This is a genomic window from Gordonia sp. ABKF26 (assembly GCF_041103195.1).
Lineage (GTDB): Bacteria > Actinomycetota > Actinomycetes > Mycobacteriales > Mycobacteriaceae > Gordonia > Gordonia terrae.
The window spans coordinates 46,629-65,680 of sequence record NZ_JBGCVZ010000001.1; the positions used below are offsets into that span (position 1 = coordinate 46,629).

Below are 19,052 nucleotides of genomic sequence, written 5' to 3' on the forward strand. Positions count from 1 at the left end.
ACACCACCTGAACTGAAACGGAGTTCGTGATGACTACCGACCTGGACAGCCCCGACCGGCACACCCTCGCCGGTCTGTCTGGGCGGCTCGATGCCGCGATTGCTGTGGTCGTCACCGCTGCCGGGCTGGTCGGGTTCGCCGCGGTGTCGTGGACCCAGCCCTTGGACAGCGCCATCGCGTTGGTGCTGATCGGTGTCGGCGCAGCGGTGGCGGCGCTGTTCGTCGTTGCTGTGGGCTGGAATAGGCACCAGCTACTGCGCCCGTCCACGGTGTGGCTGGTCACCCTTGCGGTGTGGGCCAACGCCCTCGTGGTGGTGTCGCCGGCGCTCTACATCGGCACCGTCGTCGTGATGTGCGCCCTGGCCGCCACACAGGCCGTGCTGCGACACCAACTCCTGCGACCGGTGGTGGTGGCGCGATGATGATCGTGCGCCGTCTGGTGGCGCTCCTCGTGGGCGCGGTCGTCGTTGTAGGTCTCGGGGTGGCCGGCGGGATGATCCGTACAGAGTCCACCGACGCCGCCAAACAGACGATCACCTCGTGGATCGATGACACGACCGGATTGCATGCCACACCCCTCACGGTCCAACCGGTCACCGGCACACCCCGGGGCACAGTTGACGGCGCCGCTGATGAGGTGAGGAAACTCCTGGCCCGCGTGCAGGTGGTGTCGGGGCTTCCCGAACGGCCCGGGTACGAAAGGTCCTGCCGCAGAGGCAAAGCGTGCGTGTTCGGCCCGGCCTGGACTGACGATTCGGATGCGGCGATGTCGCACAACGGATGTGACACCCGTAACGACATTCTGCGGACCCAACTCGACGCCGTGCAGCTCGACCCGAAAACCCGCGGCTGCACAGTCCTCTCCGGTGTCCTGGACCCCGACCCCTACACCGGCGCAGTCCTCCAGTTCCGTAAAGGAACCACCAGCAGCGACATCGAGATCGACCACGTGTTCCCGCTCGAGGCGGCCTGGCATGCCGGTGCCCACGACTGGCCGCTGGCCAAGCGGGTCAGCTTCGCCAACGACCCCGCCAACCTCCTCGCCGCCGATGGCTCGGCCAACAGCGCCAAAGGCTCGAAGAGCATCGCCGAGTGGCTGCCACCCAACCGCGCCTACGCCTGCACCTACATCGCCACCTACCTGCGTGTCGCCGAGGACTACCAGCTGCCCATCACCACCGCCGACCAAGCTGTCGCGGACCGAACCTGTTGACCCCCAGCAGGACAGACGAAATTCACGACACTGAGGAGACCCCATGAACACCACCCTCACCCCGTTGCGGCGCGCCGCGGCCGCAGCGCTGCTGGCCGGTTCGATCGCCACCGGCCTCGGCGTCGCCGCCGCACCCGCGTCGGCTGCGGTCACCCCGATCGGCACCGTCGACGGTCACCGCGCGTTCGGGATCGGACCACATTCGAGCGCCGAGCAGTGCGCCCCGACCGCCAACCGGTTGACCAGCTTCGGCGCCAAGAAGTTCGGTCCCCGGTTCGGGACCTGCTACCGCGCCGGCAACGGCCAATGGTGGGCCATCAGCCCCTGGTCGGCATAACCCCACAGAAACCCCTCCGGTCCGCGACAAGGTCTGCCCCCAAACCAGGTCGACGCGGAACGGAGACGAGGAAGCTCGGGTGGCTCCCGCGCCGCCCTGACATCGACGTCAGAACGGGCCCGTCCGCCAACCGGACCCACACTGTGCACCCGTCGCAGGACGAGCGGCGGGAGCCACCCGAGCCCCACAACCCCACACCACACCGGCGACCCCATGGGAGGGCGACAACCAAATGACCACCACTGATCGCAGTGTGCTGGCTGAACTGCTCGACCTGCCCGCCGGGCACGAAGTCGACCTCGACGGCCTGGCCCGCGAACTCGAGGCTGCCGGCATCGACATCACGAACCCGGACAACACCGACCGCATCCTCACCCTCGTGGAGGTTCACCAGCGATGACCACCTCACCCCGCGAACCCAGTCCCGGGTCTCGGCCGGTCGCCTACTCCGCACTCCCACAACAGGACCCGACCACCCGACATCAGCCGCCGACCGCTGCGTTCGACGAACCCGCCCCATACCCGGCCAGCGCCTCCCCGGCGACCCCGCCATGGCTCACCCACGAGCCGGAACCAGAACCGCCGGTACGGCCCGGTCTGTTCGTCGGCCACCCGGCCAGCTTCGCCGCCGGCGTCGCGGTCACCGCGGTAGCGGTCGCGCTCACCGTCTGGCTCACGGTGTACTGCGCCAACTCCGTACTCGCCCAGATCGACCCCGCCAGCGTCTGGTCCCGTCTACCGCTACCCATTGGTGAAGCGATCGGCTGGTCGGTGGCCGGGGTCGTCGCCGCGGCCGGTCTACTCCTGGGCTTGATGGCCACTGTCGAACCACCGCGCACCTACTACCGGTGGATGGTGGTACTACTCACCGGCGTCGCGATGGCAACGGTGTACACCGCCACCGGTGCCGTGCACTGGCAGCATGCGATCGCACCCCTGGTCGTGGTGCTCGTCGCGGCAATCGCCATCTCCGTCGGCATCGGATTGGTCGGCTCCGACCGCGCTCTGCGGTCGGTCAACCAGCGCACGACCCTCACGCCCACACCGCGCTGGCAGGATCACCGATGACTACCGCGGCGTCACTGGACGCACTGGAGTGCCGCGCCGACGAACTGACCGTCGGCGACATTCTCCTCGACGGCCCGCAGCCGGCACACGTCACCGCGATCTGCACACTCACCGACACCGCCACCGGCGCGGGATACGTACGCATCACCGCCCGCCACTACGACGTGTACGGCGAGACCGACGCATTCACCTTCACCCAGCGCACCAACACCGTGCATCTGATCGCTCTCCACGACGACGGCAGCGACGTCGACCCTGACACCGACGGCTACCTCGACATCGAGTCCTCCGGCATCACCGTCACCTGAATGACCGCACATCCAACGACGAACATGACGAAAGCCCAACCACGATGACCACAGCCACAGCCACAGCAGCAGGCGCGTACTCGCCTGCGGACACACCACACGCGCGGAAACGGCTCGCCCTCACCATCGTTGCGGTCGCGGTTGGCGCGCTCAGTGTGTTCGTCTATGTCTCCTTCGGGGCCGAGAGGTCTCCCGTCGGGACCGGTCTTATCGCCGCGGCGGTCGCCGTCGCCGTGTATCTCTGGCGCAGCGGCGAACCGCGCATCGCCGCCAAGCGAGAAGAACTCCTGGTGGCCGAGCGTGAGCGGCGCGCCGTGGCACGAGGGAAGACGGTGATACTGATCGACCCCGCCCGCCGCGGCCGGGCGGTCAACGCCTACGCGAAAGCAACACGATGCGCCGAGGTGCTGATGGGGGTGCCGCTGGCACTGCTGGGTGTTCCGCTGCTGGCTGGGGTGATCGTGAACGGGTGGCTGATCATCACCACCGGCGACGTGCCCCTCAGAAGAGGCACTTTGCCCCCGGACTCCGCGGTCATGACCTACCTGAACTGCCTGACAGTGATGTTGTGCGCGACCGGAGCCGGGGTTGCTCTGTCTGCGATCGCCTCTGTGCCGCTGGGGCGCCGAGGTGTCTACACCACGGCGTTGACCGCCGCTGAGCTGGCCTCCTACCCGGCGGCGACTGCGGAGGCGATCACCACGGCCGTCGACCACATGCACCGCACCTGCTCGCCACGCAATCAGGCTTGCAGTGACAGGACGCGTACACGATGGGAACGCATCGCCGCCCATCCCGAACTGGCACCCGCACACCAGCAGTGCTGGGACCTGATCCTCGCCGCACGCGCCGAGGACGAGACATCACGTGCACATCAGAGTGCCTGCGGCTCCAACAGTGATCAGCGGGGCACCAGTCATGGGTGATATCGCCCATGGCTGACGTTGTCGACCTCACCGCCCGCCGGGCGGCCACCCACGCCACTCGGAGTTCCGGCGGGCCCCTGAGGTGCGCTACCTGTGGGGGTGAGTGGTTCGAGTTGGATCCCCGCGACGCCGGTCTTGACCGCGATACTGGCGCGGTCACCTTGTCCGCGGACGGGACAGTGACCGGGTGGTGCGGCACCCCACGATGCCTGGACTGCGGCGAGTTAGTTGCTGCGCTACGCATCTCGCCTCACTAGAATGGCCGGTACTTCTCACATATCAGGTTCGCCCGCAGTATCGCGTTCCCGACAGGCCCGGCAGCCGAGAAGTTCCCAGACCCGCTCGGCTGCCGGGTCTCCCGCGTTCACGGCCTGGATTACCGCCGGCCGACCGACCCCACCCACCGTCGAGCTGCCCGGCCCGGGGCGATGGTGCTGCTGCTGCGGGGCCTCCGACCTACCGCTGGTGGCCGCTCTGACGGTGGTCTCCCGCAAGTTCACCGACGCCGAATCCTGGGTGTACGGCGGGGACTCGCTGTGCGCGGCGTGCGGATGGGCCTACAGCACAGCCGAATTACGCCGCACCGTCTACCTCGTCGACCAGCACCGCGCCACCCGCACCGTCGTTGAGCGCATCGAGCTGGGGGAGTTGCTGGCCGCCGGCCCACTACCGGTCGACCGGATGGCAGTGGTGCCGGTGCGCGGGCGCCGCCACATCCTTCCAACCGCACGGTGGGGGCATGTCTGCACCGACGACACGGCCATCCGGTGGGATGATGCCGCGGTGGCGCTGTTGACCGACCTGCGATGGCTACGCACCCTGCCCGGGGTGCGCGCGGCCATGCTCACCGACCCCGTCCCACCGATGACGCTGATACGCGCCCTGCCGGCCGACCAGTGGCCCCAGCTGCTTACCGCCTGGGACGCGCTGACGGTGTGGCGCACCCACCCCGGTGCATGGTGGGACGCCGCGATCGCCCTGTCCACACCGAGCGGTACGGCGCCGGCCACGGCGACGAGGCGGGCAGGGTGAGCACCACCGACGAGGGGTCGAGGCCGCCGTCCATGCGATGGCGGGCCGCGGTCCCGGAACTGCCGGCGCTGACCGAGCCGGCCGCGATCTGCGCCGAACGGTTGCTGCTGCTGGTGCATTACGACCTGGATTGGGACTCCTGGATCGGCGATCACCGTCACCGGTATTGGGACGAGCTGCTCCCGGCGCGGGTGCGGGCGGCGACCTACCGCGCCGACAGCCTGGCCACCTGGTGGTCTCTGCTGGCACAGGCACTACCCATCACGGTCACCGACCGGGCGCGGCGCCTCGAGGTTGCCCAGCTACTTACCGAGCCGTCGGCGCCGGTTCTCACCCTGCTCCGCGACCAGCTACCCGCCCTGATCCTGCGGGTCCGAATCATCGCCGAAACCGTCGCAGACAATCGCCGCGCAGCCGCCGAATCCGCACGGGCAGGGGAGAAGTGATGGGGGAGCCGTTGATCAGCGCGGTGTTCGATGTCGACATCACCGCCACGACGTCGATCGTGCACCGCGACGACACCCGCAACGCCACCTCGATCCAGAGCCTGTTCCGGCGCGAGAAAGTCCTGACCCCGACGGGGGAGGTGGCGGTGGTGCCGATCATCTCCGGCAACGCCTGGCGCGGCATCCTGCGTCGCACCGGCGAAACGCTGCTCGCCGAAGTTCTCGACTATGAGGGCCAGCTAACCCCGGCGGCCGCGCACCTGCTGCGTAACGGCGGGTTCCTGCGCAAATCGACCCGTGAGATGACCCCCGAACAAGAGCGCGAGTTGAAGACGCTGGTGCCGTTGATCGGGTTGTTCGGCGGTGCGGCGAACGCGCGGGTCATGTCCGGGAAACTGGTGGTGTCCAAGGTCGTTCCGGTCACCGCTGACACCCTGCACCTACTCCCTACCGCACCACCGGATGCTCCGATACCGGCGTCGGTGCACACCGTCCTCGGCCAGGAATCCACCAGCCACAGCAACGACCTGTCCGACACCGGCCCCACCGTCGACGGGGAGACCGGCGAGGGGTTCAGCCCGATCCGCCTCGACACCGAAACTCTCATCGCCGGCACCCGCCTGTCCGGGCAGATCCGCCTCACCCACGCCACACCGGTGGAATACGCACTGCTGGCCGACATCCTCGAGCACTTCGCCGCCCACGGCCACCTCGGCGGCCGCACCGCCGCCGGCCACGGCCGCATCCACGCCACCCTCACCCCAACCATCACCGCCGGGACAGCTCCTAACGACGTCGAATGGCGGGCCATCGTCGCCGCCGGCCGTGATGCCTCGATCGCCGCCCTCAACACCCTCACCTGATGCCGATGCCCGCACACGCACTCTTCAACCCCAATCGGCGTCTACGTGCCAACGTGACCAACTCTCGGCCCGCCGCTCCCGGCCCCCCGGGCACATGACCACCACGAGTGAGACCGGAATGGTGCCGCTACGGGTGACCGCCGACCTGCCGCACGGGGTGTGTTTCGGCACCCCGTGGGGCATCAGCCTCGACGGCCTGCTGGCCTCGGTGCTCTGGCACCGCCGCAAAGCCGCGGCCGCCGCGCGTGGTGTGCTACTCACCTACGACCCCCTGGGCGTGCCGGAGGACCTGGAGCTGCCCCTAGCGCGCTGCGAGGCAGGGCAGCCATGGCACTGGATGTGCACCTTCGCCCACACCACCCCGGCCACGCCACAACCGGAGCCACGTATGAGGTCGAGCCGCACCGATCACGCTGATCTGCAACGCCTCTCGCCCTTGGTGCCCTCCACGGTCTCCGATACGCGGGGGCACTACCGCAAACGCCTGATCCCCGCTGTCGCTACCGTGACACCGACGGCGACCTGGCGGGCGGTCGGCGACCCCGAGAAGATCGCCGAGCTGCTCGCCGAGGTCACCGAGATCGGTAAGTACCGCACCAGCGGCGAAGGCCGCGTCAGCTCGTGGACTGTCGAGGCCACATCGGGCGACGACGTCTGGTCGGCCGGCCACGAACACCACCCCGGCGTCCTGGGCCGCAGCGTGCCGATGCCGTGCGTCGCCGACCACCCCGACATCGCCCACGGTGGCCGTTCCCGGACCGCGGTCCGCGCCCCGTACGCTCACCCCAGCCGCCACGCGATCGCGGCGTACCTACCGGTACCCGACGAGGCGCAGCGGTGATGTGTCGGGGGGCGAGCGCATCATCTGAGGTGGGCCGAGAGTCCATGCGGCACGAGGACATGATGTGGTCCGATAACACAGACCAGGCCTGCTGATCGACTCAGCATAGGAGGGGGAGAGCGCGTGGCCGATACCGGACAAGCTGGTGATCCGAAACGAGATGGTTCTCGAAAGTGGTGGTACTACGGCATCATTTTTGCGATCGTCGTGGCGTTCGTCGCGGCCCCGTTCGTCCTGTATGGCTTGCGGAGTAACACTTTTCCGAGTTGGCAGTCATCGTTGTCGAGCTTGCTGATCGGTGCGGGCACAACGCTGGGGCTTGCACTGTTCGTGCCCGTCGTAGAGCGAGAGATCGCCCGCAGAACAGGCGAGATCGCCCGGCAGAGCGCGGAAACAGCTGCGCAAACGGTCGCCAAACAGGTGCACACCGACGTTGCCGAGGTCGCCGACCGTGTCACCAAGATGGAACAACGCCTCGACGATCAGCTGACCGAAGCGCTTGCCGATCACGATGCCGAACGCACCCAGGCGTTAGACAATCTGGCCAACGCGTCTGAGTTGGGGACTGTGGGGTTTCAAGACGTGGCGAGCGCACTCGACACGCTCACCGAAACAGGACTTGTCCCCTCGCAGAGGCTCACGGTCCCATTGAACTCCCCGACGCGCGCGGAGCGTGTCACGTTCGATTGGGGTTCTGGTGAGGCCGGGGTCGGCTTAATCGGCCTGACGGTCCTTGGTCGCGGTGTCTCGAGTGGCAGCCTCGCCGAGACGCAGCGGGTCGAATGGGAGGGTCAGGCGACCGCAGACATACTCGCAGATCTCGTCCGGGCGATGCGGACAGCGGGGCTGGCGGCCGAGGTCGTGGGTGAGCCGATGTTCGTCAACGTGGAGACGGCGTTACGGCAGCTCAGGCGGTCCTGGACCGGCGAGGAGACGTGGTTCGAAGGGCCCGTGTGGGAATGGCTCAACGACGATTGGGTCATCACTCAACAAGGGCTGGTGAGAAGAGGACACGGCCTGTGGCTGCGGTACGCCGCCCAGGCCACATTCGGCGTCGAGGTCATCGGCGGGCCAAGAGAACAGTTCCCGATACCAACGGGGTGCGACGAGGACTTCTGGGCTATCGCAGTAGACCGGACCTATGCCCATCTGGGGCGAATGCGAAAGCTGGTTCCCGCGCGGTGACCAGCAGGCTACAGTGGCGGTGAGGGCGAGACAGCAGGTCTGCCCCGACGATTCTGAGGAGATGCGCGAGGATGGCGCTGATGACAATTCACGATGTTGATGCCGCACAAGTGCGGTGTGTCCGACTGTCGGTCGGGGTGCGCGAGATCGAGGTCGAACGGCTGCTGGACCTCGATGCCGGCGCAGTGGCCGCCTGGGAGGAACGGCGGGCCCCGATCGCTGCCGGCGTCGCCGAGCTGCTCGAGGAGCTCACCGCGGCCGCGGCCGCGGAAACGGTCCGACTGATCGAGCACGCCTCCCAGACAGGCCAGATCGAGACGTTCGCCGGGGACCTCGACGTCGTCGCCGCGACTGCGGGACGGATGAGTTTGGCCAGTGTGCACCGGGTGTGCGCCGGCCGCGCGGCGATCGCTGTCCCCGACACCCGTGTGGTGGTACGAGAGGCCGACGGCGAGGCCCGTGATGGCTGGACGGTGTGTGTGACGGCCGCCTGCGGTATGGGACTTGGCCAGGTGCACAAGTGGTTCGACGTGCCCCGGCGCTTGGCCCAGTACTGGCTGAGCGGCGCCCGGCCAACACCTCCGGGGGTGCTGGCCGAGCTGCGTGAGATCACCGAAGCTGTGAGAGCGCACATCGACGAACTCGCCGACGACGTCGACGTCGACGACCCGATCGTGTGGGTATGCGCGACCGAGGAGCAGATGGAGAGGCAGTGGCCGGCGCGTGAGCAGCTACCGTTGCCCACCCACCAGGTGTGCGCGGCACGCGCCGCTGCTGCGGTTGACGGCGCGCGACTGGTGTTTCTGCCAGGCTGAACATCATGAGTTCCACGCGAACGGCTTACACCGGGCATGGGGTGATCGACCTCGAGGCCGGGCCTGTCGACGATGCGGCGATCAAGTCCGCCGGGCTGGTGGCCGAGAAGTTCTACGACGCGATGGAACAGACCCGCATCGGCGCCGAGTTGGCCGACCGGGTTCTCGAGGACGACACTTCCCGCAACCGCGCGGCCCGCGATCGCGATCGCGCGTTCCCTCGGGACACCTCGGCGGTCGACGACAACCGCAAACGCCGGCAGCTGCCCGCCCGAGGGGAATTTCGCGGTGACCTTTCGTCACGACAACGCAAGGACCGTTCGGCGGCCAAGCGGCGAGTGCTGGAAGGCGCGGCCCGCACGCAGGTGAAGGAGTTGCAGTGGGCCACCGGAGATCCTGCACGGTGGCGGCATCTGAACTCGTCTTTACGGGGAGCAACGGGTGACGCCCAGGAGCTCGACGAGCGGGATCGTCGGTCGGTGCAGCGCCTGGACCGGTTGATTCAGAGCTACGAACGCGACAGTGGGCGTGGGCATGTGGTGTACGCGGTCGTCGAGTTGCCTACCGACACTCCGGTGACCCGCAGGCGTGATGTGCCGGCGACATTGCAGCCTGGGGCGCGGATCTCTTTCGACCAGTACACGATGGCCACCCACACCTTGCATGAGGCCGCCGCGGTGGCTGAACGCCGCCGCGCTGAGGGCTCAGGTGCGTCGACGGTGGTGTTGGAGATCGAAACCTCCCGTGGCATGTATCTCGGCCGGTCGGACAGCGTCGATGACACCAGCCATCTGCTGCCCCGAGGCCTGGGAATGAGGGTGGCCGGCATAGATGAGCACGCCGACTACGCCCGCCCCGGTGGTCACGATTCCACCCTGGTGGTGCAGTTGCGCGACACCCCGCGCGATCCCGACTACCAACCACCGGTCACCGGCCGCCGGCTGTTTTCCGACCGCAGAGCCGCCGCTGCCGCGCGCGCAGCGGCCCGAGAGACCAAGGAGCCTTAGACATGTCTGCTACCCGCCCACCCAAAGACCTTCCGCCGATTCCGCCGCGGAAGAAGAAAGGGGAGACCGGCGGCCGTGGCCGTTGGGTCGACCCGATCCGTGTCCACGACGACATCCGCTTCGGCATCAACACCTTCCGTTCGGTCGAGCCCGGCGATCCCACCGCCGATAACGAAACCCGCGAAGTGCCAACCACCACCTCCGGCCACCGCACGCGGTGACGCAGGGGCAGCAATGCCGATGCTCGATGCCCCTGACCCAGGTCTGAACCTCACGACACTGCGTGCGGTGCGCGGCCGGCGCCTCGACCCGGCCACGGTGCTCGCCCAGATCGCCGACTACCGCGACGACCACGGCGGGATGTGGGTGGCCTGGTCGGGCGGCAAAGACAGCACCGTCGTGGTTGATCTGGCCCGCCGCGTCGACCCAGAAGTGCCGGTGGTGTTCTACGACTGTGGTTTGGACTTCCCCGAAACCCGCGCCTACCTGGCCGATCTCGCCGCCGCGTGGAGTCTGGACGTGCACGTGGTGCCGACTGAACCCGACCTGCTGACCCTGCTCATCGCGGCCGGTGACTTCGACCCCACAGCACCGACGCGGCACCTCGAGGTCGACATGCGCCAGGCGATGATCACCGACCCCGCTGACCGGGCGCGCGCGGTGTTCGGGCCGGCAAACCTGTGGGGTGTGCGCGCCGACGAATCCGTCGGCCGCCGCCACCTCTACCGCACCCAGGCCGCCCGCAACGGCGACGACAGTCCTCAAGGGATGGTGCGCCGCGGCGACGGCACCACCAGCTTCGGGCCGATCTGGAACTGGAGCACCGAGCAGGTGTGGCAGTACAGCGCCGCCCGCAACATCCCGCTGAACCCGCTCTACGCCAAACTCGCGTCCCTGGGCGCTGACACCCACACTGCCCGGGTCAACGCCATGATCGACCCCTCTCGCCTGGACAACGGTCACATCGCCCGTCTCGCCGCCGGTTGGCCCGATATCTACACCCGGCTCGTCGAAGCACTGCCGCGACTCAAGCAGTACAGCTGACATACCGGGGCGGCCCCGGTATGAGGTTAGGCCGGTTATTGGGTTGTGCAGGAACATGTTTCGTGTCGGCAGGGTGGTCTAGTGTGTGGGTTAGTTCCGATGAGCCAGCAGGGCTGTCGGGCAACATTGAGGGAGTCCCGCATGGGGATGGATGTGTTTGGTCGGGCGCCGAGCGCGCCGGTGGGTGAGTACTTCCGCAACAACGTGTGGTGGTGGCGGCCGTTGGCGGACTTCGTGTGTGAGCGGTATCCCGAGCTGGCTGCGGGGTGTGAGTTCTGGCAGTCCAACGACGGTGACGGCCTCGACGAACAGACCTCAATCGAGCTGGCGGCGCGGTTGCGGGCCGACCTGGCTTCGGGGGCGGTGGCCGAGTACGAACAGGCCCACACTGCCCGCCTGGCAGCGTTGCCGGATGAGACATGCCGGTGGTGTGCGGGCACCGGGGTACGTACCGATGAGGTCGGGGTGCAGATGGGTCTGGACCGTCCGCGTGACCCAGAGACCGGGCGGGGCGGCTGCAACGCGTGCAACGGCGTCGGAACTCACCCACCGATGGATGCGAGTTATCCGTTCAGCGCCGAGAACGTGGCCGAGTTCGCCGAGTTCCTCGCCGCCTGCGGCGGATTCCGGATCTGCTGAAAGGGGACAGTCGAGTGACTACGACACCACAACAGCCACGGACGCCCGCACACGCCGTGCTGGAACTGTCCAGCGACGGCGAAGACGATCAGAGGCTGTGCCTGGCCCTCGACGGCTTCGAGACCTACGTGTATCTGGTCATCGACGGCGCTTACTACGGGGCGTTGAGCATCCGGCCGCACCCGGCACGGCATGGGTGGCAGCTGGAGCTGGGCCAGTACAGCCAGGTGATGCAGGACTGGGCCAGGCGGAACCCGATCGGGCGGCTGGGTGGCTGGATCGAGTACGGCGACAACGGCTACTACGCGGTGATTGACGGGGCGCCGGCGTTCACCGAGGACGGTGGGTGGCCGATCGCGTTCGACACTGCGCAGGAAGCCCACGTGTCGTTGGTGACCGCGCTGCGCCAGTTGGGCCGTGACTACACCAGCGTGGTCCACACCGATGTGATCGACCTACGCACCGACCGCGAGCGCGACGACCCGACAGGAGACGTGCCGCTGAATCTCTGATCGCACGCCCCCAGGCCGGGTGCGGGTTGGTCGGGACCGACGACCACCTGCGCCCGGCATACCGGGCCGACCCCGGTATGAGGTAGGCCCGATGTATTGCCTTGTGGCACAGCAGGAAACTGTCGGTGCGCATGGGTAGTGTGCGGGTTAGTTCCGGTGAGACACACGGTCTGGGCCGGACTGATTCGAGGGAGTGATTTCGATGGGTGAGTGCATGTCGAGTCGAGTGCCGCAGTCGGTTGCAGCGGTGCTGACGGCGGTGCCGGGTCTGCTGGGTTTCGTGCCGCACCGCTCGCTGGTGATCCTGGCGTTCACCGAGGACGGTGAGCGTGTGGTGGCGACGATGCGTCACGACTTCGCGCGGCGCGCCGATGGCAGCGCGCACGAGCACATGTATGCGACGCTGCGGGACCTGGCGGCGATCATCGCCAGCTACGGCGTGACCACGGTGGCCGCGGTGATCGTGGATGACCGGCTGTGCCGCGGCGACGCCGCGCACCGGGAGTTCGCGCACCGGATACACGACATCCTCGCCGGGTGCGGCGGGCTGCACGCGGGCTATGTGGTCGAGACGATGACCGAAGGCCAGCGGTGGTGCACGGTGTGGGGCGAGCAGGCCAGTGGCGGCGCGGACTCCGATGAGGTGCTCGGTGATCCGTTCACCTCGCCGACGGCCACCCGCGCCGCGGTCGAGCAGGGCCGCACGGTGGCCGCCAGCCGCGACCGGGTCGGTGCCGACCTCACTGCGGACGGCTGCGCGTGTGGCGGCTACGAGTTCGACGCCCACGGCCACACCGAGACCGATCCGGTCGCGGCGGTCGCCACGGTGATGGGCGCGCTGGACGGCCCGGTGGACTGTGCGTCGGCTGCCGCGGTCGGGCGCGCGTTGTGCGACCTCGACATTCGCGATGCGTTGCTGGCGCTGGCGGGCACGACCGCGCACCGCCACACCGCGGCGAATCTGTGGCAGCACATCGCCCGCCACTCCATCGGCACCGTACGGGCGAGTGCGGCGACGATGCTCGCGCACCTGTACTACGTCGCCGGTGAGGGCGCGATGAGCGGTATCGCACTGGATCACGCACTCGCCGCGGATCCAGATTGGGCATTGGCGCGGCTGCTCGATGAGGCGCTGCGGGCAGGCGCCCACCCGAGTGTGCTGTGGCCGATGCTCCAGACCAGCGCCGACATGCTCGCCCTGCTCGGCGCCCCGGTGGAGGTCGACGCGGTGGCCGCCCTGCCCGCCTGACCGTTCTGTCCGACGGGCCTCCCACTGCCCGGGGGCGCCGGCACTCAGAAAGGGTGCCGGCGCCCGGCCGTACCGGGCGGACCCCGGTATGAGGTCGGCCCGGTGTATTGCGTTGTGGCGGTGCTGGTTTGTTGTCGGTGGGGGCCGCTATTGTGTGGGTCAGTTCCGGTGAGACACACGGTCTGCCGGGCGATTCCCGAAGGGGTGTTTGTGGCGATGGATGTTGCCGAGTTGTTCGCAGAGGTCCGTGATTCGTTGGCGGATGTGTTTGCCTCGATCGAGTGGGCCGAGGATGAGATCGCGGCGGCGCAGCGGCGCTGGCCCGCTCGCGCAGATGCGCTGTTCCATTCGTTCTCGCTGATCCGGCCGCCGGTCGAGTTGCTGGAGCGGTTGAGTGTGGAACCGGTGTACCGGGCCTATGCCCGGGAACTACTCGATCGGGTCGGCCAAGAGCAGGACACCCGCCCCGGTACGGCGGTCGAGGTGTGCTTGGGGTTGCGGGAAGCGAGCCTGCGGGCGCCGCTGAGCCATGACGGGTTCGGGCTGTACGCGCGGATGTGGGATGCCGCCGGGCTGCCCGAGGTCGACGGCGTCACCGACATGCGCGCCCATTACGAGGCGATCAGCGCCGACGCCCTGGACGAGGCCGAAACCTATGCGCGCCGCCACATCAGCCGCCCCGACCGGGTCCTGGAGGTCACCGGGTGCTGCGGACAGCATCACGGCGTCGAGGTCGCGTGTGTCTACGCCGACACCAACCCGGCCAGCACCGACGGCGAGGCCGCCGCATGAGCGCCCCCGAGACCTTCCAGGCGCTGCCGGTGTTCACCGTCGAGGTCACCGAGACGACCACGACCCGCTACCGCGTCCGGGCTGCCGATGCCGATCGCGCGCAGGACGTCGCCACCGGGCACAACGTCGAGGAAGGCAGTCGGGGTGGTGATGTCGTCGTATGTGAGCGTGAGGCCGAGGCGTTCCCCGAGGCCCCCACCGAGGCGCAGAGCAGCCTGGCAGTGATCGACGACCCTGACGCCCCGCCAACGGTGACGGCGGGCGAGATCGCTGATCAGATCCCGGCCCGGGCCGCGCAGCTCGCCTGCGCGGGCATGATGGTCACCCTCGGCGCGCAGGGTGACTGGACCAGCGAGACCATCGAGTGGGTCGCGGCGTATCTCGTCGATATCGCGCCGTCGTCGGTGCCGACGTTCACCGACTGGGCCGAGGGCGCTACCGAGTTCTGGCGATCGGTCGACGAGTCGGCCACCGACAGCGCAGACGGCCAGGACATGGCCTGGCTGCGCCTCAATGAGGCGCTGGCCGATCATCAGCGGTTGGCGGGGCAGATCAGTGCGGCGTCGGAGACGTGCGATACCGGGCTGCTGACGGCCCTGGAGATGGACGAGGTCGACTACCTCAAACGGGTGCGCGACGCCGCTGAAGGGGTGCGTCGTGGCTGATGCGAAGTACCCGCGCCGCGACGGCGAGGACCCGGGCGCGCACTACATCGAAGAAGCGGTGTCGGTGTACCTGATGCGCCACCCCTCGCAGGACCGGTGGGTCATCGACCCGCTCACCATCGACGGCTGCGCGTTGGATTCGACCCACGACACCTACCCGTCCAACGTCGAATGCCAGTGTGGACAGGATGATGCGGTGTGCGACACGGTCACCAATCGCATGGCCGGGCAGCCGTTGCCGTCCGGTGAGGAACTGATGGTGATGCTCGCCGACGCGCTGGACTACCAGGTGACGCGGGCAGGTGAGTCGCAGTGATCATCGAACATGAGCAGGCGGCGTGCCCGGTGGTGTTCAGCGACGCGGGGGAGCGGGCGCGGGCGGCGCTGGCCTCGCATCTGACGGTGCGCAATCTCGTTGAGCGCCATACCGAGTTGGCGGCGTTGCGCACCTTGTATGAGGTGATGTGCAGCAACGGGTGGGTAGCGATCCATGTCGACATCGAAGAGTGCTCGGCGATCGAAACACTCGCGCTGGCCGACGGGGAGCGCTGCTACCTGGGTGCCGACAACGACCTCGATGCCATCAACGATGTGATGTTCGAGGTTGTCGGCAACTGCCCACGACGCATCTTCCGCTACCTCGACGGTGAGTACTGGGCCGATCGCGGCGACGTGCGCGCGGCGATCGACTCGGCGCTACGCGCCCAGGTCCCCGCCGGGTGGCCGCCCACCGACTAGCGCGGACTTTGAAGCGATTTTGGGGGAGGTGACAGAGTGTCGCCTCCCCCAAAATCGCAGGTCGAGAAGTGCGGTACCGGGCGGACCCCGGTATGAGGTCGGCCCGGTGTATTGCGTTGTGGCGGTGCTGGATTGTTGTCGGTGGGTGCGGTTAGTGTGTGGGTTAGTTCCGGTGAGACACACGGTCTGGGCCGGATTTCCTTGAGAGGACAGTGTCATGACTGTTGCGCAGTGGGATGGACGTTCGTTGGCCGCGGATCTGGCCTATGTGAAGCGCGTGACCGGGCTGTCGGCGCGCCGCGGTGTGTTGGCGCCGTTGCGGACGGTGACGATCGCCGCGCTCGGCGGGGTGGGCACGCTGACCCACTACAACTACGACGCCGGGGTGGTGGTGCGCGCGCAGGTCTTCGGTGGTCTGGAAGCGACCACGGTGGACTTCCCCGAACTCGCCGCCGCGGTCAAAGCCGCGGGGCGCGGGGTGGTGGAGCTCGAGCGCGACGGGGACCGGTTGGTGGTGGCCGGCCCCGACGGGCGGTCGTCGGTGGCGGTGTTCGCCAAGGGTGAGGACGTGCCGGTGATGCCCACGGTCGGCGGGACGGCGGTGCTGGTGGCCGATACCGCGGTGTTCGCCACGGCGGTGGGTGCGGTGGCGCCGGCGGCCGGGGATGACGTGACGCTGCCGATGCTGACCGGTGTGCACATCGACGCCGACGACGCCGGGGTGGTGTCGCTGGCGACCACCGACCGGTTCCGGCTGGCGGCAACGGAGTTGGCCACGGCCGCCCCCGTGACGCTGGAGGCGCCGGTGTTGGTGCCGGTGAAGGTACTGGCCGCGGCTGCGGCGCGGGTGGCCAAGCGCGACGGGTCGGTGAGTGTGTACGTCGACGGCGGGCATGCCCGGATCAGCGGCCCGGACAGTGACGTCGTGGTTCGGCTGATCGATGCCCAGTTCCCGCGGTGGCGCAACCTGCTCCCGGGCGCTGGCGATGACCGGATGCGCGCGCGGATCGCCGCGCCGGATCTCGCGCGCCGGCTCAAGAAACTGTCGGTGGTGTTCTCGGTGCGGATCACGATGGCGGCCGACAGTGTGCGGGTGGAGGCCGGCGACCTCGAGACCGGACAGGTCTCGACGACCTTCGACGTGGCCGCTCACGACGTCGACGACCGCGTGGTCGGGGTGGTGGCCGGCTACAACCCGGAATACCTGGCGTCGCTGCTGGCGTGCGCCCCGGGTGAGGTCGAGCTGACGTGGTCACCGACTGCGCCGACGTCGCGGCCGATGACCATCGAGTTCGACGGCGTGCGGCATCTGCTGATGCCAGTTCGGTTGCCCGGCGCCGAACCCGGCGCGGCCGCGGCGTAACCCACCCCGGTGGTCCGGCGCCGACACCCACCGATCGGGGTGCCGGCGCCGCGCCGTACCGGCAGGCCCGCAGGGCTGTACCGGGCCGACCCCGGTATGAGGTCGGCCCGGTGTATTGCGTTGTGGCGGTGTTGGATTGTTGTCGGTGGGTGCGGTTAGTGTGTGGGTTAGTTCCGGTGAGACACACGGTCTGGGCCGGACACCTACCGAGAGGGGCCGTCATGGCTAAGACTGCCGATGTAGCGGGTGTGCGGATCGATACCGAGGGCGCGGTGTCGCAGGTGACCGCCGAGGGTGGGGACACCCTGAGCATGTTGCAGGCCGGGGTCGGCGGGTACGTCGATGTGGTGCGCCTGCCCGGCGGCATCGACATGTGGGTCGGTGACGAGGCCGCCTACACCCAGCCCGTCAACGCGTGGGCGTCGGTGCTCAACGGGATTCTGGACGGTCAGCCGGTGATCTGGGGGCCGGTGGTGTTCGCGTCGTCGACCGAGGACGGCGAGACCGTCTCACTCAGCGGTGAGCAGGTCGCGCGGCTGGCGGCGTGGTTCGCCGACGAGGTCGAGGCTCCCGACGTCGCTGCCGCGATCACCGGTCTGGGCGGCGTGGAAACCCCGGCGGGGGTGCAGTGATGCCCGCGCCCGCTGTGCCCGCCCCTGCTGGGACGTCGGCGTGTGTGTGCTGGCGGGTGGGCACGGTGCCCCACGCGGGGCACTGCTGTTTCGACGGGCCCGCCGAGGCCTACCGGGGCGACGCCGTACTGCCCCCGTGCGGGCACTGGCACCCCGTTCTGCCGGTCACCGACGTGACCGGCGAGACCACGACCACCCGGCGAGACACACGGTCTGCCGGGGACATGGGAAGGAAAGTCGCATGACGACAATGGAAGTCAGCCACGGACACAACGGGAACGCCGCCGAGCAGGTGTGGCCGTCGATCGGTGAGGGCGTGTTGCATCTGCCGAACCCGATCACCGACGCCGGGGCATGGGTGCCCGCCGACGATGTGCGCCGGATCGAGGCCGAGGTCGAGCGTCTGCGCGACGAGTTGCGCCGGGCCGAGCTGGACCGGGACACCGCCCGAGAAGAGGCGTCGACCCTCGCGAGGGAAGACCGGGCGCGCAATGAGGCGGCGTGTGAATGGGCCGACGAGAACGATCTGTGCAGCCAGTTCGAGCAATTCTGCGATCAATTCGGCTGGCAGGGCCGCGTCGACGATCTCGAGGTCACCGTCGACGTGACGGTGCAGGTGTCGGTGCTGGTCTCTGATGTCCCCCGCAATGAGCAGGAGAGCTATTGCCTGGAGCAACGCATCGACGATGACGCGATCCGAGAGAGGCTGAGCGAAGGCGCGTTCTCGCTGACGTCGACCTCGGTCAGCGATTGGTACCGGACTTAGCGGCTCGCTGACAGCCACCGTGGCGGGGCAGGTGAGCGCCTACCCCGCCACGGTGCCCGGTTCAGACTCCCAGACACCGACAGGCAGAAGGGGAGGGAGGGGTGCATGGTTGGGGGTCCTCTCCCTCCCCTGTGAGTAGCGTCCACTCTCTCGTTGGGTGGTGGCAACTCAGAGCAACACGACGGTAACGAATAGCAAACCTCCGATCCGCTGACATGACGGGCCGTGCCGGCCTTTTTGGTTGCATCTGCAATGAACGGTCACGGTTGTCTCAGATTCCCGTAGGGAATCGGTTGTGTAGCAATGGGTTTTAATTCTGTTGTGCGGTAGCATTTTTCATATGGAGTTAGAGAGCGCCCGCAGGGCGGTCGGCGGGTGTGGGTGCAGGGTCGGCCGCAGGCCGACACGGCAGGGTCCAGGCCCGTTGCCTGACGGGAGTCGTGATAGACTGGGCGACATGAAACACGGTGCACCACAGCCACCTTCCACCCAATCGGCCGTAGGCCGATGGGGAGCGGGACGCCGAAACGCACGCCACCACGGCGCCGCTTGCGGCGCCCCCTCGGGCGCGCTTGCGCGCCCGTACCCCCGACGGGGCGCTTGCGCCCGTG

At 68.3% G+C, this 19,052-nt stretch carries 26 protein-coding genes; all 26 read left to right on the plus strand.

The features are described 5' to 3' along the window. The first annotated feature begins 29 nt into the window (after nt 1–29). The 26 genes from AB4Z55_RS00270 (at nt 30) to AB4Z55_RS00395 (ending at nt 18,441) form a co-directional block, all read left to right on the plus strand. Nucleotides 30–422: a hypothetical protein gene (locus AB4Z55_RS00270; RefSeq protein ID WP_369518859.1), complete on the plus strand. Its 393-nt coding sequence runs from the start codon at nt 30–32 to the stop codon at nt 420–422. Beyond that, nucleotides 419–1,213 carry an HNH endonuclease family protein gene (locus AB4Z55_RS00275; RefSeq protein WP_369518860.1) on the plus strand — a complete coding sequence of 265 codons (795 nt, stop codon included), beginning with the start codon at nt 419–421 and terminating at the stop codon, nt 1,211–1,213. Before AB4Z55_RS00270 ends, AB4Z55_RS00275 begins: the two co-directional genes overlap by 4 nt. Nucleotides 1,214–1,256: 43 nt before the next feature. Beyond that, entirely contained in the window at nt 1,257–1,550 is a 294-nt protein-coding gene (locus tag AB4Z55_RS00280) for a hypothetical protein (protein WP_369518861.1), read from the plus strand. 232 nt (nt 1,551–1,782) lie between these two features. After that, complete coding sequence (locus AB4Z55_RS00285) at nt 1,783–1,950, plus strand: hypothetical protein (RefSeq protein ID WP_369518862.1); 168 nt, start codon at nt 1,783–1,785, stop codon at nt 1,948–1,950. Next, a complete protein-coding gene (locus tag AB4Z55_RS00290; protein ID WP_369518863.1) occupies nt 1,947–2,618 on the plus strand; it encodes a hypothetical protein in 672 nt (223 codons plus the stop codon). The genes AB4Z55_RS00285 and AB4Z55_RS00290 overlap by 4 nt, the downstream gene beginning before the upstream one ends. Then, complete coding sequence (locus AB4Z55_RS00295) at nt 2,615–2,926, plus strand: hypothetical protein (RefSeq protein WP_369518864.1); 312 nt, start codon at nt 2,615–2,617, stop codon at nt 2,924–2,926. Before AB4Z55_RS00290 ends, AB4Z55_RS00295 begins: the two co-directional genes overlap by 4 nt. A 44-nt stretch (nt 2,927–2,970) precedes the next feature. Beyond that, the gene (locus AB4Z55_RS00300; RefSeq protein ID WP_369518865.1) at nt 2,971–3,852 is read left to right on the plus strand and encodes a hypothetical protein; all 882 of its coding nucleotides are present in this window, start codon (nt 2,971–2,973) and stop codon (nt 3,850–3,852) included. Nucleotides 3,853–4,317: 465 nt separating this feature from the next. Next, entirely contained in the window at nt 4,318–4,884 is a 567-nt protein-coding gene (locus AB4Z55_RS00305; RefSeq protein ID WP_369518866.1) for a hypothetical protein, read from the plus strand. A 32-nt stretch (nt 4,885–4,916) separates the two neighbouring features. After that, the gene (locus AB4Z55_RS00310; RefSeq protein WP_369518878.1) at nt 4,917–5,330 is read left to right on the plus strand and encodes a hypothetical protein; all 414 of its coding nucleotides are present in this window, start codon (nt 4,917–4,919) and stop codon (nt 5,328–5,330) included. After that, complete coding sequence (locus AB4Z55_RS00315) at nt 5,330–6,193, plus strand: RAMP superfamily CRISPR-associated protein (protein ID WP_369518867.1); 864 nt, start codon at nt 5,330–5,332, stop codon at nt 6,191–6,193. Before AB4Z55_RS00310 ends, AB4Z55_RS00315 begins: the two co-directional genes overlap by 1 nt. A 94-nt stretch (nt 6,194–6,287) precedes the next feature. Beyond that, the gene (locus tag AB4Z55_RS00320) at nt 6,288–7,034 is read left to right on the plus strand and encodes a hypothetical protein (protein ID WP_369518868.1); all 747 of its coding nucleotides are present in this window, start codon (nt 6,288–6,290) and stop codon (nt 7,032–7,034) included. A gap of 123 nt (nt 7,035–7,157) precedes the next feature. Then, a complete protein-coding gene (locus AB4Z55_RS00325; protein ID WP_369518869.1) occupies nt 7,158–8,219 on the plus strand; it encodes a hypothetical protein in 1,062 nt (353 codons plus the stop codon). 80 nt (nt 8,220–8,299) lie between these two features. Beyond that, nucleotides 8,300–9,034 (plus strand): hypothetical protein, encoded by a 735-nt coding sequence (locus AB4Z55_RS00330; protein ID WP_369518870.1) that lies wholly within the window; start codon nt 8,300–8,302, stop codon nt 9,032–9,034. A 41-nt stretch (nt 9,035–9,075) separates the two neighbouring features. After that, nucleotides 9,076–10,041, plus strand: coding sequence for a hypothetical protein (locus AB4Z55_RS00335; RefSeq protein WP_369518871.1), 966 nt, complete (start codon nt 9,076–9,078; stop codon nt 10,039–10,041). A 2-nt stretch (nt 10,042–10,043) separates the two neighbouring features. After that, nucleotides 10,044–10,262 carry a hypothetical protein gene (locus AB4Z55_RS00340; RefSeq protein WP_165630944.1) on the plus strand — a complete coding sequence of 73 codons (219 nt, stop codon included), beginning with the start codon at nt 10,044–10,046 and terminating at the stop codon, nt 10,260–10,262. A 13-nt stretch (nt 10,263–10,275) separates the two neighbouring features. Further along, nucleotides 10,276–11,085, plus strand: coding sequence for a phosphoadenosine phosphosulfate reductase family protein (locus AB4Z55_RS00345; RefSeq protein WP_369518872.1), 810 nt, complete (start codon nt 10,276–10,278; stop codon nt 11,083–11,085). Nucleotides 11,086–11,226: 141 nt separating this feature from the next. Then, entirely contained in the window at nt 11,227–11,724 is a 498-nt protein-coding gene (locus AB4Z55_RS00350; RefSeq protein WP_369518873.1) for a hypothetical protein, read from the plus strand. A gap of 14 nt (nt 11,725–11,738) precedes the next feature. After that, entirely contained in the window at nt 11,739–12,236 is a 498-nt protein-coding gene (locus AB4Z55_RS00355) for a hypothetical protein (protein WP_165630942.1), read from the plus strand. Between the two features lie 214 nt (nt 12,237–12,450). Next, nucleotides 12,451–13,485, plus strand: a complete 1,035-nt coding sequence (locus AB4Z55_RS00360) for a DUF4192 domain-containing protein (protein ID WP_165630941.1) — start codon at nt 12,451–12,453, stop codon at nt 13,483–13,485. Between the two features lie 210 nt (nt 13,486–13,695). Beyond that, nucleotides 13,696–14,277, plus strand: coding sequence for a hypothetical protein (locus AB4Z55_RS00365; RefSeq protein WP_369518874.1), 582 nt, complete (start codon nt 13,696–13,698; stop codon nt 14,275–14,277). Then, on the plus strand, nt 14,274–14,942 hold the full coding sequence (locus AB4Z55_RS00370; RefSeq protein ID WP_165630939.1) for a hypothetical protein: 669 nt from the start codon (nt 14,274–14,276) through the stop codon (nt 14,940–14,942). Before AB4Z55_RS00365 ends, AB4Z55_RS00370 begins: the two co-directional genes overlap by 4 nt. Further along, the gene (locus tag AB4Z55_RS00375) at nt 14,935–15,258 is read left to right on the plus strand and encodes a hypothetical protein (protein ID WP_369518875.1); all 324 of its coding nucleotides are present in this window, start codon (nt 14,935–14,937) and stop codon (nt 15,256–15,258) included. Before AB4Z55_RS00370 ends, AB4Z55_RS00375 begins: the two co-directional genes overlap by 8 nt. Further along, on the plus strand, nt 15,255–15,680 hold the full coding sequence (locus AB4Z55_RS00380) for a hypothetical protein (protein WP_165630937.1): 426 nt from the start codon (nt 15,255–15,257) through the stop codon (nt 15,678–15,680). Before AB4Z55_RS00375 ends, AB4Z55_RS00380 begins: the two co-directional genes overlap by 4 nt. Nucleotides 15,681–15,897: 217 nt before the next feature. Continuing rightward, complete coding sequence (locus AB4Z55_RS00385; RefSeq protein WP_369518876.1) at nt 15,898–17,043, plus strand: hypothetical protein; 1,146 nt, start codon at nt 15,898–15,900, stop codon at nt 17,041–17,043. A 221-nt stretch (nt 17,044–17,264) separates the two neighbouring features. After that, entirely contained in the window at nt 17,265–17,675 is a 411-nt protein-coding gene (locus AB4Z55_RS00390) for a DUF3846 domain-containing protein (RefSeq protein WP_165630935.1), read from the plus strand. A gap of 241 nt (nt 17,676–17,916) precedes the next feature. Then, nucleotides 17,917–18,441 carry a hypothetical protein gene (locus AB4Z55_RS00395; RefSeq protein WP_369518877.1) on the plus strand — a complete coding sequence of 175 codons (525 nt, stop codon included), beginning with the start codon at nt 17,917–17,919 and terminating at the stop codon, nt 18,439–18,441. Nucleotides 18,442–19,052 lie beyond the last annotated feature (611 nt).